The sequence below is a fragment of the Actinoplanes xinjiangensis genome (assembly GCF_003148685.1).
GTDB lineage: Bacteria > Actinomycetota > Actinomycetes > Mycobacteriales > Micromonosporaceae > Actinoplanes > Actinoplanes xinjiangensis.
On the sequence record NZ_QGGR01000001.1, the window covers coordinates 247,404 to 262,294 of the forward strand.

Annotated in this window: 14 protein-coding genes; 5 read left to right on the forward strand and 9 right to left on the reverse strand. The window is 69.6% G+C overall.

Annotated elements, in window-relative coordinates; all coding sequences use genetic code 11:
* Positions 1 to 254 precede the first annotated feature (254 nt).
* From BC793_RS01105 to BC793_RS01120, 4 genes are all read right to left on the reverse strand, one after another.
* Positions 255 to 830, reverse strand: coding sequence for a TetR/AcrR family transcriptional regulator (locus BC793_RS01105; protein WP_109588636.1), 576 nt, complete (start codon positions 828 to 830; stop codon positions 255 to 257).
* A gap of 10 nt (positions 831 to 840) precedes the next feature.
* Entirely contained in the window at positions 841 to 1,470 is a 630-nt protein-coding gene (locus tag BC793_RS01110; RefSeq protein WP_203896084.1) for a hypothetical protein, read from the reverse strand.
* A gap of 66 nt (positions 1,471 to 1,536) precedes the next feature.
* Positions 1,537 to 2,430 carry a hypothetical protein gene (locus BC793_RS01115; RefSeq protein WP_109588637.1) on the reverse strand — a complete coding sequence of 298 codons (894 nt, stop codon included), beginning with the start codon at positions 2,428 to 2,430 and terminating at the stop codon, positions 1,537 to 1,539.
* A gap of 43 nt (positions 2,431 to 2,473) precedes the next feature.
* Positions 2,474 to 2,683: an RNA-binding S4 domain-containing protein gene (locus BC793_RS01120; protein WP_109588638.1), complete on the reverse strand. Its 210-nt coding sequence runs from the start codon at positions 2,681 to 2,683 to the stop codon at positions 2,474 to 2,476.
* An 84-nt stretch (positions 2,684 to 2,767) separates the two neighbouring features.
* On the opposite strand from BC793_RS01120, the gene BC793_RS01125 reads away from it, so the two are divergent.
* A complete protein-coding gene (locus tag BC793_RS01125) occupies positions 2,768 to 3,571 on the forward strand; it encodes a DUF1775 domain-containing protein (RefSeq protein WP_109588639.1) in 804 nt (267 codons plus the stop codon).
* A 174-nt stretch (positions 3,572 to 3,745) separates the two neighbouring features.
* On the opposite strand, the gene BC793_RS01130 is transcribed toward BC793_RS01125, so the two are convergent.
* Positions 3,746 to 4,684 carry a DHH family phosphoesterase gene (locus BC793_RS01130; protein ID WP_109588640.1) on the reverse strand — a complete coding sequence of 313 codons (939 nt, stop codon included), beginning with the start codon at positions 4,682 to 4,684 and terminating at the stop codon, positions 3,746 to 3,748.
* Positions 4,685 to 4,875: 191 nt separating this feature from the next.
* Between BC793_RS01130 and zwf the strand changes: the two genes are divergently transcribed.
* Positions 4,876 to 6,369, forward strand: coding sequence for a glucose-6-phosphate dehydrogenase (gene zwf / locus BC793_RS01135; protein ID WP_109588641.1), 1,494 nt, complete (start codon positions 4,876 to 4,878; stop codon positions 6,367 to 6,369).
* 87 nt (positions 6,370 to 6,456) lie between these two features.
* Positions 6,457 to 6,792: an STAS domain-containing protein gene (locus BC793_RS01140; protein WP_093611709.1), complete on the forward strand. Its 336-nt coding sequence runs from the start codon at positions 6,457 to 6,459 to the stop codon at positions 6,790 to 6,792.
* On the opposite strand, the gene BC793_RS01145 is transcribed toward BC793_RS01140, so the two are convergent.
* Positions 6,793 to 7,833 (reverse strand): ROK family protein, encoded by a 1,041-nt coding sequence (locus BC793_RS01145; RefSeq protein ID WP_109588642.1) that lies wholly within the window; start codon positions 7,831 to 7,833, stop codon positions 6,793 to 6,795.
* A 115-nt stretch (positions 7,834 to 7,948) separates the two neighbouring features.
* Here BC793_RS01145 and BC793_RS01150 point away from each other — a divergent pair, with 115 nt between their 5' ends.
* Positions 7,949 to 9,484 (forward strand): DUF1800 domain-containing protein, encoded by a 1,536-nt coding sequence (locus BC793_RS01150; RefSeq protein ID WP_109588643.1) that lies wholly within the window; start codon positions 7,949 to 7,951, stop codon positions 9,482 to 9,484.
* A gap of 3 nt (positions 9,485 to 9,487) precedes the next feature.
* Positions 9,488 to 10,762, forward strand: coding sequence for a DUF1501 domain-containing protein (locus BC793_RS01155; protein WP_109588644.1), 1,275 nt, complete (start codon positions 9,488 to 9,490; stop codon positions 10,760 to 10,762).
* Positions 10,763 to 10,892: 130 nt separating this feature from the next.
* Here BC793_RS01155 and mmsB read toward each other — a convergent pair whose 3' ends face one another.
* The 3 genes from mmsB to chvE form a co-directional block, all read right to left on the reverse strand.
* Positions 10,893 to 12,134, reverse strand: coding sequence for a multiple monosaccharide ABC transporter permease (gene mmsB, locus BC793_RS01160; RefSeq protein ID WP_109588645.1), 1,242 nt, complete (start codon positions 12,132 to 12,134; stop codon positions 10,893 to 10,895).
* On the reverse strand, positions 12,131 to 13,666 hold the full coding sequence (gene mmsA / locus BC793_RS01165) for a multiple monosaccharide ABC transporter ATP-binding protein (RefSeq protein WP_109588646.1): 1,536 nt from the start codon (positions 13,664 to 13,666) through the stop codon (positions 12,131 to 12,133). Before mmsA ends, mmsB begins: the two co-directional genes overlap by 4 nt.
* 76 nt (positions 13,667 to 13,742) lie before the next feature.
* Positions 13,743 to 14,870 (reverse strand): multiple monosaccharide ABC transporter substrate-binding protein, encoded by a 1,128-nt coding sequence (gene chvE / locus BC793_RS01170; RefSeq protein ID WP_109588647.1) that lies wholly within the window; start codon positions 14,868 to 14,870, stop codon positions 13,743 to 13,745.
* Positions 14,871 to 14,891: the final 21 nt, after the last annotated feature.

Sequence of the window (14,891 nt, forward strand, 5' to 3'; positions counted from 1 at the left end):
GGGCCTCTCACCGCTGGCGCCCGCCGCCTTCCCGCAGCCCCGAGGGCTCTCACCGACTCCCAGCGGCCGGGCCACTCGCCACAGGCGCCCGCCGCCTTCCCGCAGCCTCTGGGACTCTCACCGCCTTCCCGCGGCCGGACCTCTCACTGTTGGCCGCTGCTGGCCTCGCGCCGCTGCCCGGCCGCGATCCTGTTGGATTCCGACACGCTGTCATCGCGGAACTCCACAACGTCGGGACGGCACAGCGGTCCTGGTCAGCGGGCGGTCCACAGCCGTTCGAGCAGGGTCCGCAGCGGGACCCCCTCGCCCGGATGGTCGAGTGCCGGCCCGGGCCGGGCGAGCGCCTGCGCGTCGGCCACGCCGATCACCGCCGCGGTCGCCGCGGTGATCAGTTCCAGTCCGGGACCCGCGTCGATCAGGCCGATCCGAACACCGTCGGCCACCATCGCGGCGATCCACTCTCCACCCTGCCCGGGAGCGGGCGGGGCGGCGGCCAGCACCGCGCGATCGTCCGGGTGCTCCCGCAGGTGCCCGGACAGCCGCGCGGACCCGGCGGCGAACTGCTCCCAGAGGTCGTCCGCGGTCCGCACCGATGTCCAGCGGCCGAGCACCGCCAACACCCGGGCCGCGGTGTCCGCGGCGACGGCGGCGAACAGGTCGTCCTTGCCGTCGAAGTAGTGGTAAGCGCTGGTCTTGGAGATGCCGCAATCCGCGATGATCCGATTGAGCGAGGCACCGTCCCGGCCGTCGCGAGCGAAGTGCGACCGGGCCACGGCAAGAATCGCGGCGCGGGCGTCCGGCGCGAGCCGGTCGAATCGGGGCAGCGGCATCGTCAGGACCCTACCGGCCCGGCCGCCGGCCGCCCGGTTTCACCGACGCGGACGTTGGGTGGCTGGCTCCCACCGCTGTCTCAACGGCGTTGAGACAGCGGTGGGAACCAGCCGCACCCGGACCAGCCGCGTCCGGAGCGGCGGCGTGGCGGGCCAGGCGGCGGTTGAGGCGGGTGGTCAGCGCCCAGTGCGCGGCCCAGAGCGGCAGTGCCCCCACTCCCCCGGCCAGCCCGGGCACGCCGGGTAGCAGCGACACGATCTGCAGGGTGCACCAGCCGTACCCGAGGAGTTCCCATCGGCGCACCTCGCGGGCCGGGGTCCCGGCGGCGGCCAGCGAACCGGCCACCGCCCGGACGATGAAGAAGTCCTCGACGAAGTTGTGCGGGACGGCGAACATCCACCACACCGAGCCCGGCCGGGCCCGGCGCGCGGCCGGCCGGATCAGGGTCAGGGTGCGCTGGAGGGCCCGGCAGTAGAGGGCGACCAGGCCGAGGAACCCGGCGATGATGGCGGCGCTAGCCCAGAGGGGCTGCCCCGCGATCTCCCCCAGCAGGCCGTCGCCCCACTGCGGGGCCCACATCGGGTAGGTCAGCAGGATCGTCACGCAGGACGTACCGGCGATCCTCGTCACGATGCCCATGAAGCCGAAGTGTACTAGCAGGGTGTACTACTGGTACACCGTCGTGGACCGGTTCGCCGATCGGGTTCATGCCTGCCTCCGGAGGTCGGCGCACTCCTTCTCGTCCGGCAGCAGCGGCCGGAACTTGATCTGCCACTTCTTGCCGGCCGACTCCCACGGGGTCCGCTCGTTGGCCTTGGCCGCCAGCGCCAGCACCTCGTCCTTCACCGCACCCTCGACGGTCAGGCAGTTGATCCGCAGCTCCTCGTTGAGGAAGCCGCCGGGCAGGTCCGCGGCCGGCCACTTGACCGGAGCGCCGGCCAGACCGTCGCCGGCGTCCTGATAGGGCGTGGCCAGAACGGCGAGCCGCTGCGCCGGGTAGGGCTTCGCGGCCGGGCTCGCCGCCTCCGCGAACAGGGCGTGCAGCGACGCCACGAAATCACTGAGCTTCTTACGGGCGGCCTGCTGCTGCGCGGTGAGGGAGGCGTCGTCGGGGCGGGCCTCGCTCAGGGCCATCACCTCGACGACCTGCTCGCCACCGGCGGTGACGACGGTGATCCTCGTGCTGGGGATGTCGGCGACTCCCGGCGTACCGAAATCGACGCCGGAGGTGACGCCCGCGGCGACCGCCCCGGCGGTCAGGTCCCGGAGCTGGGCCTCGCTGAGGGTGATCTCCCGCAGATTGGGCAGGGCCGCGCCGGGATAGATGAGCGTGACCGGGCCCTCGCTGATCGCGCGGCCGTCGGCGTAGATGCTGAACAGCGGGATCCGGGAGGGGATGGTCTCGGCCGGGACGAAGCCGCCGCGGTACTCGACACGCAGGGCGATCGTCGGATCGGTGGTGGCGCTCTCGGTGACCGGAGCGGCGGAGGCCGGCGCGCCGGCCTCGCCGGCCTCGCCGGCGACGCCGGGCCGGGCGCAGGCGCCCAGCAGGAGAAGGGGGACGGCGACGGCGGTCAGCAGACCGCGGTTGGTGGTCATGACCGGTACGACGAGACGGGCCCCACCGAGGTTCCGGCCGGCGCTAAGAAACCACCCGGGCCCGGCGGCCCTGAACCTCGACCACGTCACCGGGGTGCAGCTGCCGGCCGCGGCGCACGTCGATCTCGCCGTTGACGCTCACGTCCCCGGACGCGATGAGGATCTTGCCCTCGCCGCCGGTGTCGATGAGATCGGCCAGTTTGAGGAACTGGCCGAGCCGGATCATGTCGCCGTCGATGGGCACGTCACGCATGGCCTCATCATCCGTCACGAGATCTGCCGGAAATCTTCTGGGTCCGGGTTGAACCATCGGGGCCGGTGATCCGAACTACATGTCGTGAGGCATCTCCTGCTGGCCCGCCGTGCGGGCACGATGACCGCTGTGACCGCCGTCGGCGTACTTTTCGCCGCCGGCCCGGCCATGGCGGACGTGACGGTGAATCCGGCGAGCGCGCCGCAGGGCAGTGGAGCGAATCTGAGCTTCCACGTGACCAATGAGGGCGCTGCTCCGGTCACCGAGGTGACGCTGAAGATCCCGGCGGACACCCCGGTGGCCGAGGTGTACCCGCTGTCGGTCGACGACTGGGCACCGAAGATCACGTACCAGGACCTCAAGGTGCCACTGACCACCATCCACGGTGGCACCCCGGCGGAGCAGGCCGCCGACTCGATCACCTGGATCGCGGTGAACGGCACCGCCATCGCGCCGGGCGGCTCCGCCGACCTGACCGTGGCGATCGGCCCCATGCCGGCGCTGAGCACGATGCGATTCATGGTCGAGACGAAGTACGCCGACGGGAAGGCCGGCCCGGTCATGCCCGCCACGATGGCGCTGACCCCGTCCAACGGCGGCATCCCGGTGTCGCACCACGGTGCGGCCGTCACCACGGAGTCGGACGCCGCAGCGATCGAGGACGCGATGTTCACCGCCCTCGTCTCCGAGGCGACCGAGGGCCCGTCGTGGCTGTCGATCTCCGGCTGGATCGTCGCGGCGTTGGCGCTGCTCGGCGCCGGATGGACGATGCTGCGCAACCGCCACCGGGCCGTCGAGGACGAGAAGCCGGTGGAGGACGAGAAGGAGCCGGCCGAGGACGAGAAGGAGCCGGTCGGCGTCGGCAGCAAGTGGAGCTACAAGGATTGAGGAACTCCCATGCAGGCCGGGCCTGCAATCTGGGAAGGCCCTCACGCGGGTGGGTGTGAGGGAAACGTCGTGGCCAGCGCGTGGGGCGCAAAACCACGACCGGCGGGTGGGGCCCGGGCAAGGCCCGTGATCCGCGTGCTGTGCGGGCGGGACCCTCGGGTTCCGCCCGCACGGTCATACCGGGACCACCCGCTCCGTGCGCAGCGCGTCGATGATCTCGCGCTGCACCCGGTCCGACTCGTCGTGCGGGACCTGGCAGGTGCCGGCCGCGAGGTGACCGCCGCCGCCGTAGCGCAGCATCACCTCGCCGATGTCCACCGGGGAGGTCCGGTCCAGGATCGACTTGCCGCAGGCGAAGACGGTGTTGAGCTTCTGCCGGCCCCAGATGATGTGCACCGACACCCGGGACTCGGGGAACAGCGCGTACACCATGAACCGGTTCCCCGCCTCGATGACCTCCTCGTCGCGCAGGTCGACGATCACCACGTCGCCCTCCATGTGGCACACCCGGTGCAACTGGTCGACGAACCGCTGTGAGCACTCGTGGAACAGTTCGGAGCGTTCCATCACGTCCGGCAGGGCGAGGATCTCGCCCACGTCGTTGTGCTCGATGCAGGCGTCGATGAGCTGCATCATCAGCTGGTAGTTGGAGATCCGGAAGTTGCGGAACCGGCCCAGGCCGGTGCGGCTGTCCATCAAAAAGTTCAGCAGCGTCCAGCCGGTCGGGCTGAGGATGTCGGTGAGGGTGTAGTCGGCCGAGTCGGCCTGGTCCACGGCGCGCATGAGGTCGTCGGTGACCTTCGGAAACCGGTCCCGGCCACCGAAGTGCTCGTAGATCACCCGGGCCGCCGACGGGGCGTCCGCGTCGATCACGTGGTTGTCCAGGCCACCGGTGTTGCGCAGGGTCTCCGAGTGGTGGTGGTCGAAGACCATGTTGGCGCGCGAGTCGTACGGCACGTTGGTGAGGATGTCCCGGTCGGTGATGTCGACGACGCCGTCCTGGACGTCCTTGGGGTGCACGAAGAGGATGTCATCGATCATGTCGAGATGGCGCAGTAGTACGGCACACACGAGACCGTCGAAGTCGCTACGGGTCACGAGCCGGTACTTCACAGGGTCCCCCTCGGTTGCCAGACCTTTGAACCCAGTTTGCCACTTTTTTCGTAATGGTCCGGGCGCAACGACTGACGGACGTGTTCACCGCCACGTTGTCCCGCTTTGCAGGAAGCGGATGAACCCTGCGGGGGTTACCGGCCGTAAGGTTCAAACGGACGGTTACGACCCGGTCGGAGGACTCGCAGACCATGGACCACGCACCTCAGCTCATCCAGGAGCGCAGCGCCCCGCCAGCCACGCTGGTGATCTTCGGCGCGTCCGGCGACCTGACCCGCCGCAAGCTGCTGCCCGCGGTGGACAACCTGGCCCGGCACGGCCGCCTGCCCGACCAGTTCGCGCTGGTGGGCGTCGCGCGGACGCCGATGAGCGACGACCAGTTCGCCGAGAGCGCGCTCGGTGGCCGCAGCCTCACCGAGAAGCGCCAGCTGGCGGGCGGGGTCCGTTACGTGGCCGGCGGCTACGACGACCCGGAGACCTACAAGCGCCTCGCCGAGGCCCTCGACGAGCTGGACGCGGTCCGCGGCACCTCGGGTAACCGGCTGTTCTACCTGTCCACCCCGGCGAACGCGTTCGAGCCGGTGATCAACGGTCTGGCCGGCGCCGGCCTCAACCAGGCGCGCGAGGGCTCGTTCGCCCGGCTGGTCATCGAGAAGCCGTACGGGCGGGATCTGGCCACCGCCCGCGAGCTGGACGGCATCGTGCACGGTGCGTTCGAGGAGCACCAGGTCTTCCGGATCGACCACTACCTGGGCAAGGACACCGTCCAGAACGTGCTGGCGCTGCGTTTCGCCAACTCGATCTTCCAGCCCATCTGGGACCGGTCCTGGGTCGACCACGTGCAGATCACCGTGGCCGAGACCCTCGGCGTCGGCACCCGCGGCGGCTTCTACGAGCACGCCGGTGCGATGCGCGACATCGTGCAGAACCACGTGCTCCAGGTCCTCGCCCTGGCCCTGATGGAGCCGCCCGCGTCGTTCGAGGCCGAGGGCCTGCGCAACGAGAAGGTGAAGCTGCTCCAGGCGATCCGGCTCCCCACCGACCGCGACATCGCCGACGCCGCCGTGCGCGGGCAGTACACCCGGGGCGGCACCCGTGAGGAGCTGATGGCCGGCTACCGCGAGGAGGTCGGCGTCGACCCGCTGTCGCGTACCGAGACGTATGCGGCGATGCGCCTCAACGTGGACAACTGGCGCTGGGCCGGGGTGCCCTTCTACGTGCGGACCGGCAAGCGCTTGCCGGCCCGGCTCACCGAGGTGGCGCTGCAGTTCCAGCGGCCGCCGCACCTGCCGATCCCGACCGACCAGCTCACCGGCCTGGAGGCCGACGCGCTGATCCTGCGGATCCAGCCCAACGAGGGCATCTCGCTGCGGTTCGGCGCCAAGGTGCCCGGTCACTCCTTCCGGGTGCGCACGGCGAGCATGGACTTCTCGTACGATCAGACGTTCGTGGAGGAGTCCCCGGAGGCGTACGAGCGGCTCCTGCTGGACGCGCTGATCGGTGACGCGTCACTGTTCATCCGCAGCGACGAGGTGCAGCACAGCTGGCGCATCGTCGACCCGATCATCGAACACTGGAACAAGGACACCTCGCCGATCCCGACGTACGAGGCGGCGTCCTGGGGCCCGACCGACGCCGACCGGCTCATCGGCCGCAACGGCCGCAAGTGGCGCAACGCGTCCTGAGTGGCGCAACCTGCGTGTCGTGACGGGCTCGCATAGGGTATTCATCGATCCCCGGCGAGCCCGTACCACCGCAAAGGACACACCGACATGCAGGTCTCGGTCGCGCACCATCCACCGAACACGGCCGTGCTGGTTCTGCGCGGATCACTCGACATCGACACCGCGCCGGCTCTCAAGGCGAACCTGACCAGACTCGTCGAACGGCCCGCCCCCCGCGTGGTGGTGGACGTCTCCGGCCTCGACTTCTGCGACTCGATGGGCGTCGGCGTGCTGGTCACCGCCCACGGCAGGGCCGCCGAGCGGGGCGGCTGGGTCCGTCTCGCCGCCCCGTCGGGCTTCCTGCGCCGGCTCTTCGACACCCTCGGGCTCAGCGACTATCTGCCGATGTTCCCGGACGTCGCGGCGGCGCTGAAGGAGGAGTGATCAGCCCCCGACCGTCTTGAGGGCGGCCACGGCGGCTCCCCGGGCGCCGGCCATGTCCCGGTCCGGGACCAGTGCGAAGGTGGCCACCGCCTTCTGCTCGTCCCGGAGGTCGGTGTTCTCCCGGACGGTGTTGAGGAACCACTGCCGGAAGTGCGGCGCCGCCTCGACCACACCGCCGCCCAGGAAGTACGCCGACGGGTCGGTGAAGTTCGCCGCGATGGTGAACAGCTTGCCGATCGCCTTGGCCTGCTGCCCGAAGACGGCGATCGCGAGCGCGTCCTCCTTCTCGCCGTAGCCGCGCAGCGCCTTGGCCGCCGTCGCGATCGGCTCGCTCGCGAGCGGGTGGTCCGGGAACCGGGTCAGCCAGTACGGCAGCAGGTTGTTCCTGATCCCGGTGAGGGAGGCGATGCTCTCCACGTCGCCGGCGAACCCGCAGTTGCACTGCGGGACGGGCTGGCCGTCCTCGAGGACCCCGTGCAGCGGGATCTGGACGTGGCCCAGCTCCCCCGCCATCCCGGCCGCGCCACGGACCACCTGGCCGGCCTCGACGACACCACCGCCGAGGCCGGTGCCGACGATCGCGGCGACCGACGAGTGCGCCGCCGCGTCCGCGCCGAAGTGCTGGTGGTGGGCGTACAGGGCGGCCGCGTTGCCGTCGTTGTTGTAGACCACCGGCATACCGAGCCGGGTCTCCAGGGCGCCCCGGATGTCGAAGCCGTGCCAGGAGACCTGATTGAAGTTGGTCGCGCCCTTCGACGAGATCACCCCGTGCGCGCTGGCCGGGCCCGGAGTGTCCAGCCCGACGGCGCGGACCAGCGACAGCGGTGTGCTGGTCAGCTCCAGAATGTTGGCGAACGCGTCGGCGAGGGCCTCGACGGCCGACTCCGGCCCGTCGAGCACCCGGCTCGGGTTCTCCACGAGGTTGTTGACGAGGAACTGTCCCGTCGCGTCGAGAACGGTGGCGTTGTTGCAGGTGCCGCCGTTGTCGAGCCCGACGACGACCCAGGAGGACGGGGTACGTACGGTTTCAGCCTGATCCACGGTCTTGAGACTAGGTCAGCACCTGGTTTCCGGTCACGGGTGCGTCCGGATTGCGGATCCGTTAGTCACGGTTGCAGCCGTGACTCGACCGGCGTTGCGGGCCGAACCGTCTGGCATGACCAAGCCGACCCGCCGTACCGTGCTCGCCGGTTCCGTCGCCACCGCCGCCCTCACCGTCACCGGTCTGGCCGTCGAGACGCCCGCCGCCGCACAGGCCGCGCCCGCCGTCGACCTGGCCCGGACGCTGGGCGACGACCCGATCGCCCACCTGCTGCGCCGCGCCACCTTCGGCGTCACGCCCGCGTCGCTGGCCGAGGCCCGCTGGCTGGGTGTGAGCGGCTGGCTGGACCGGCAGCTCGACCCGGCGCGGATCAGCGACCCCCGGTGCGACGAGGTCCTCAAGCGCCTGCCGATGGCCGGTGCCGACCCGGTCACCGTCCGTGCGAAGCTGCCGAAGGACTCCTACGACGCGTTCAAGCAGCTCGGCCGGGCCGCCGTGGCCCGCGCCGCGTGGAGCGAGCGGCAGCTGTTCGAGCAGGCCGTCGCGTTCTGGGCGAACCACCTGCACGTGGCCGCCCCGTCCAGCGGCATCTGGGACACCCGCGCCGACTACGACACCACGGTCATCCGCAAGCACGCGCTCGGCAGGTTCGCCGACATGCTGCGGGCCAGCGCCCGCCACCCGGCCATGCTGACCTACCTGGACCAGCGGTCGTCGACGAAGGCCCACCCGAACGAGAACTACGCCCGCGAGCTGATGGAGCTGCACACCGTCGGCGTCGGCGACTACACCGAGCCCGACGTGCTGGCCGCGGCCCGGCTGCTCACCGGTATGACGGTCGGCAAGTCGTCGCGGGCGTACGTCTACGACGCCTCGCTGCACGCCACCGGCAAGGTCGAGATCCTCGGGTTCACACACGCCAACGCCGCCCCCGACGGTGAGGCCGCCGCGTTCGCCTTCATCGACCACCTGGCCCGTCACCCGAAGACCGCCGAGCGGATCGCCCGCAAGCTGTGCATCCGGTTCGTCGCCGACGTGGCCCCGGAGACGCTTGTCACGAAGCTGAAGAAGGTCTACCTGGACAACGACACCGCGATCGTGCCGGTGCTGCGGGCGCTGTTCCTGTCGCCCGAGTTCGCCGCCTCGGTGGGCCAGAAGGCGCGCACCCCGTTCGAGGACACCGTCGCCACGGTCCGGGCGCTCGGCCTCGGCCCGGACGCCTCCGGCGTGAAGTCACTCGACGCCCTCTACAACCACCTGGTGGAGGCCGGGAACGCCCCGTTCCGCTGGAGCCCGCCGAACGGCTACCCGGACGTGGCCGCCGCCTGGGCGTCACCGTCGGCGTTCCTGCTGCGCTGCAACCTGCACCTGAACCTGGCCGCCGGCTGGTACCCCAAGCAGCTGGCCCGGCCCGCCGACCTGCTGAAGTCCCTGGTCCCGGTGCTGCCGGGCACCTACGGCGCGCTTGTCGACGCGCTCGCGCTGCGGCTGATCGGGGCGAAACTGCCGGCCGGCCACACCGCCGCCGTGCTCAGTGTCGCCGGGAAGGTGCCGACCAGTCCTCTGACCGCCAAGGACAAGTCGCTGGCCGGCGCCGCGCCGTACCTCATCGCCCTTGTTCTTGACTCGCCGTCCTTCCAGCTGAGGTGACCGATGACCGCACCACTGCTCTGCTGTGACGAGAACGAGAAGCTGCAGCTCACCCGCCGGGGTGTACTCGGCCGCGGGCTGGCCGTCGGCGCCGGGGCGGCGCTGACCGGCCTGGCCGGCGAGGCGCTGAGCACGAGCCTGGCCTTCGCCGCCGGGGCGTACACCGGGGACGTTCTGGTCGTGGTGTCGATGCACGGCGGATTCGACGGCCTGTCGGCGTTCGCGCCGATCGGGGACGCCGACTACTACAAGGCGCGCCCCGGCATCGCGGTGCCGAAGGCGAAGGTGATCGGCGGCGACGGCGGCATGTTCGGGCTGCACCCGGCACTCGCCCCGCTGCTGCCGCAGTGGAAGGCCGGCAAACTCGCCGCGGTGCACGCGATCGGGCAGCCCGACCCGACCCGGTCGCACTTCGCCGCCATGGAGGCGATGGAGAACGCCGCCCCCGGCACCTCGATCCGCAGCGGCTGGCTGGACCGGATGCTCGGCCTGACCGGTGCGTCCGGCCCGCTCGCCGCGGTGTCGATGGGCGACGCGATGCCGGCCCGGCTGCTGGCCGGCCCGTCACCCGACGTGTCGATGAAGGGCCTGGACGAGTTCATGCTGGCCGCCGACGGCAAGAAGCCGATGGCCGCGGCACTGCGGGCGATGTACGCCGACGCGCCGACCGTACTGGCCGCGCCCGCCCTGGCCGCCGACCGGGCACTGGCCGGCACCGCCGCGGCGAAGGGCCTGTACACCCCGGCCAACGGCGCGGTCTACCCCGACTCCGACCTCGGTGGCGCGCTGCGTGACGTGGCCCGGCTGATCAAGGCGAAGTCCGGCCTGGTCACGGCCGCGGTGGACTGCGGTGACTGGGACATGCACCAGGGTCTCGGCCCGGCGGTGGCCGGTCAGCGGATGTATGACAACCTGCTCGACTTCTCCACCGCGCTGGCCGCCTTCGTCACCGACCTCGGCGAGGCGGGCATGAAGAACGTGACCGTACTGACGATCAGCGAGTTCGGCCGCCGGGTGAAGGAGAACGGCTCCCGCGGTGTCGACCACGGGCACGGCAACGCGATGATGCTGCTCGGCGGCGGGATCCGCGGCGGCAAGGTGTACGGCACCTGGCCCGGCCTGGATCCTGGGGCACTGGTCGCCGGTGACCTGGCGGCGACGACCGACTACCGCTCGGTGATCGGCGAGGTGCTCCAGAAGCGGTGTGGCCTCGGCGCCCTGGACACCGTCTTCCCGAAGGTCAAGCCGTCCTCGTTCGGCCTGGCCGTCGCTCGCTGAGCCGCCGGATTCCGGGACCGGGCGAGGACTTCCGCGGCCACCGCACCGACGACCCCGCCGGACACGAAAAAGGCTCGGCGGGTACTCGTGTACCCGCCGAGCCTGATTCGGTCCGATCAGGGGAAGACCGTCACTTGGCGGTCGCGGTGCGGCGCTTGCTCCACACGTCGAAGGCGACGGCGGCGAGGAGGACACCACCCTTGACGAGCATGACCTCCTTGGGCTCCGCACCCAGCAGGCTCATGCCGTTGTTGATCACGGCCATGATCATGCCGCCGGTGATCGCGCCGACCACCTTGCCGACACCGCCCTGAACGGCGGCGCCACCGATGAACGCCGCGGCGATGGCATCCAGCTCGAACGCATTACCGGCGGTCGGGCCGGCCAGGTTGAGCCGGCCGGCGAAGATGATTCCGGCGACCGCGGAGAGCACGCCCATGTTGACGAACAGCCAGAACACCACCGACTTGACCTTGACGCCGGAGAGCGTCGCGGCCTGCAGGTTGCCACCGACCGCGTAGATCTGCCGGCCGAAGACGGCCCGGTTGGTGACCAGGGTGTAGCCGACCACCAGCACGGCGAGCAGGACGAGCACCCAGGGCAGGTTGCGGAATCGGGCGAGCTGCACGACGAAGAACAGCACCAGCAGGGCCGGCACCGCCACCTTGAGCGCGAACAGCCACATCGGGTCGACGGCCTGGCTGTAGCGGATCCGGCCGGCACGGGCCCGGACCTGCACGATCGCCATACCCACGACCACGGCGACACCGAGGATGATGCTGAAGAGGTCGGCTCCGCCCAGCGCTTCGCCGAGACCGATGTTGCCGAGGAATCCGGGGATGAAGCCGTTGCCGAGCGTACGGATCTCGTCGGGGAACGGGCCCTTGCCCTCGTTGCCGAGGATCCACATGGTCACCGCGCGGAAGAGCAGCATGCCGGCCAGGGTGACGATGAAGGCGGGAATGCCGAAGTAGGCGACCCAGTAACCCTGCCAGGCCCCGATCACCGCGCCGAAGATGAGCGTCGCGACCACCGCGAGCGGCCAGGGCAGGCCCCAGTCGACCATCATCACCGCGGCGAAGGCGCCGGTCGCGGCCACCACCGAGCCGACCGACAGGTCGATGTGCCCGGCGATGATGATCAGCACCATGCCGATGGCCAGGACCAGGATGTACGAGAACTGCACGATGATGTTGCTGAGGTTCTGCGGACCGAGCAGATCGCCGCCGGTCAGCACCGCGAACAGCACGACGACCAGGGCGAGCGCGATGTAGATGCCGCTCTGCTTCAGGTCGAAGTTGACCTTCCGGGGAGCCCTGTCGCGCCCGGGCGCGGCCACGCCCTTGCCGACCTGCACGGGTGCGGCCGTCACGGCGCTACCTCCTGTACTTCCTTCGTCATCAGGGTCATCAGGCTCTCCTGCGTGGCCTCGGCGCGTGGCACCTCGCCGGTGATCCGGCCGGCCGAAAGGGTATAGATACGGTCACAGATCCCGAGAAGTTCGGGCAGCTCGGACGAGATGACCAGGACGGCCTTCCCCTCGTCGGCGAGCCGGTTGATGATCGTGTAGATCTCGTACTTCGCACCGACGTCGATCCCTCGGGTCGGCTCGTCGAGGATGAGCACGTCCGGGTCAGTGAAGATCCACTTGGAGAGTACGACCTTCTGCTGATTACCGCCGGACAGCTTGCCGACGACCGCCTCGACGGTCGGCGACTTGATGTTCATGCTGGTCCGGAACTCGTCGGCGACCTTGAACTCCTCGTTGCCGTCAACCCAGCCGCCCCTGGCGAGCTTGCTGAGCCCGGCCGCCGAGACGTTGCGCTTGATGTCCTCGATCAGGTTCAGGCCGTACCTCTTACGGTCCTCGGTCGCGTACGCGATGCCGTGGTCGATCGCCTCGCGGACGTTGCGCGCCTGGATCTCCTTGCCGTCCTTGAAGAGCCGGCCGGAGATGTTGACGCCGTAGGACCGGCCGAAGACGCTCATCGCCAGCTCGGTGCGGCCCGCGCCCATCAGGCCGGCCAGCCCGACGATCTCGCCGCGGCGCAGCGTCAGGTTGGCCTTGCGGACCAGGGCACGGTCGGGCTGAGTGGGGCTGTGGACCGTCCAGTCGACGATGCGCAGGGCCTCCTCGCCGATCTTCGGCGTGTGCTCCGGGTACCGGTGCTCCATGTCGCGGCCGACCATGCTCGCGATGATCTTCTCTTCGGTGAGGTTCGCGGTCTCGTCGGTCCAGATGGTGCGCCCGTCCCGCAGGATGGTGACCCGGTCCGAGATTCCCATGACCTCGTTGAGCTTGTGCGAGATGATCACACAGGTGATGCCCTCGTCACGCAGCCCGCGCAGCAGGTTCAGCAGGTGTGCCGAGTCCTCGTCGTTGAGCGCCGCGGTCGGTTCGTCGAGGATCAGCAGCCGGACCTCCTTGGAGAGGGCCTTGGCGATCTCCACCAGCTGCTGCTTGCCGACGCCGAGGTTGACGACCGGAATGACAGCGCTCTCCGCAAGGCCGACCCGGCGCAGCAGTGCGTCCGCGGCGGCGTTGGTGCGGTTCCAGTCGATCCAGCCGTTCTTGGCCTGCTCGTTGCCGAGGAAGATGTTCTCGGCGATGGAGAGATTCGACGCGAGCGCCAGCTCCTGATGGATGATGACGATGCCACGATGCTCACTGTCACGGATGCCGGAGAAGCGGCACAGCTCGCCGTCGTACTGGATGTCACCCTCGTAGGTACCGTGCGGGTAGACGCCCGAGAGGACCTTCATCAGGGTCGACTTGCCGGCCCCGTTCTCGCCGCAGATGGAGTGGATCTCTCCCCTGCGGACCTCGAGATTGACGTCCTGCAGCGCCTTGACGCCCGGGAACGTCTTGGTGATGCCGCTCATGCGCAGGATCGTGTCGGTCATGGAGCCCTCCTATGGGCTGTGAGCCGATGAGGCCGTGCCCCGCCCGCCGGGGGACGGGCGGGGCACGGAACCTACATCACTTCAGCTGGTCAGCCGTGTAGTAGCCGCCGGCGACCAGTTCCTTCTCGTAGTTGTCCTTGGTGACGATGACCGACTCGAGCAGCTGGGCCGGGACGACCTTCACACCGTTGTTGTAGTCGGTGGTGTTGTTGGTCTTCGGGGTCTGGCCCTTCAGAACCGCGTCGGCCATCTCGCCGGTGACCTTGGCCAGCTGACGGGTGTCCTTGTAGATGGTGGAGTACTGCTCACCCGCGATGATCGACTTGACCGAGGCGAGCTCGGCGTCCTGACCGGTGACGGTCGGGTAGGGCTGGCCGTTGACACCGTAACCGCCGGACTTGAGCGCGGAGAGGATGCCGATGGAGATGCCGTCGTAGGGCGAGAGGACACCGTTGACCTTCGCGCCGTCCTTGTAGGCCGAGGTCAGCAGGTTCTCCATGCGCTTCTGCGCGGTCGCCGGGTCCCAGCGCAGCGTGGAGACGGTGTCGAAGTCCTTCTGACCGCTCTTGATCACCAGGGTGCCGTCAGCGATGTACGGGTCCAGGACACTCTTGGCACCGTTGAAGAAGAACGTGGCGTTGTTGTCGTCCGGCGAGCCGGCGAAGAGCTCGACGTTGAACGGGCCCTTCTTGTCGGTCTTGGCGCCGGTGGCGTCGACCACGCCCAGGCCGGTCAGCAGCGAGGTGGCCTGCTGCACGCCGACCTTGAAGTTGTCGAAGGTGGCGTAGTAGTCCACGTTCGGGCTCTTGCGGATGAGCCGGTCGTACGCGATGACCTTGATGTTGGCGGTCTTGGCGTTCTCCAGCTGGCTGGTGATCGCCTCGCCGTCGATCGACGCGATGATCAGCAGCTTCGCGCCCTTGGTGATCTGGCTGTCCAGCTGCTGCGTCTGGGTCGGGATGTCGTCCTCCGCGTACTGGAGGTCGACCTTGTAACCCAGGCCCTCGAGCTGCGACTTGAGGTTGTCGCCGTCGTGGATCCAGCGCTCGGAGGAACGCGTCGGCATGGTGATGCCGATCAGCGCACCGGCGGTGTCACCGCTGGCGGCCTCCTTGTCGGTGGTCTTCTCGGCGTTGCCGCAGGCAGCCATCGTGGCGACCATGGTGGCAGCGGTCAGAACGGCCGCGAGCCGGGGATATTTCACGGTGGATCTCCTCTTTGAGAA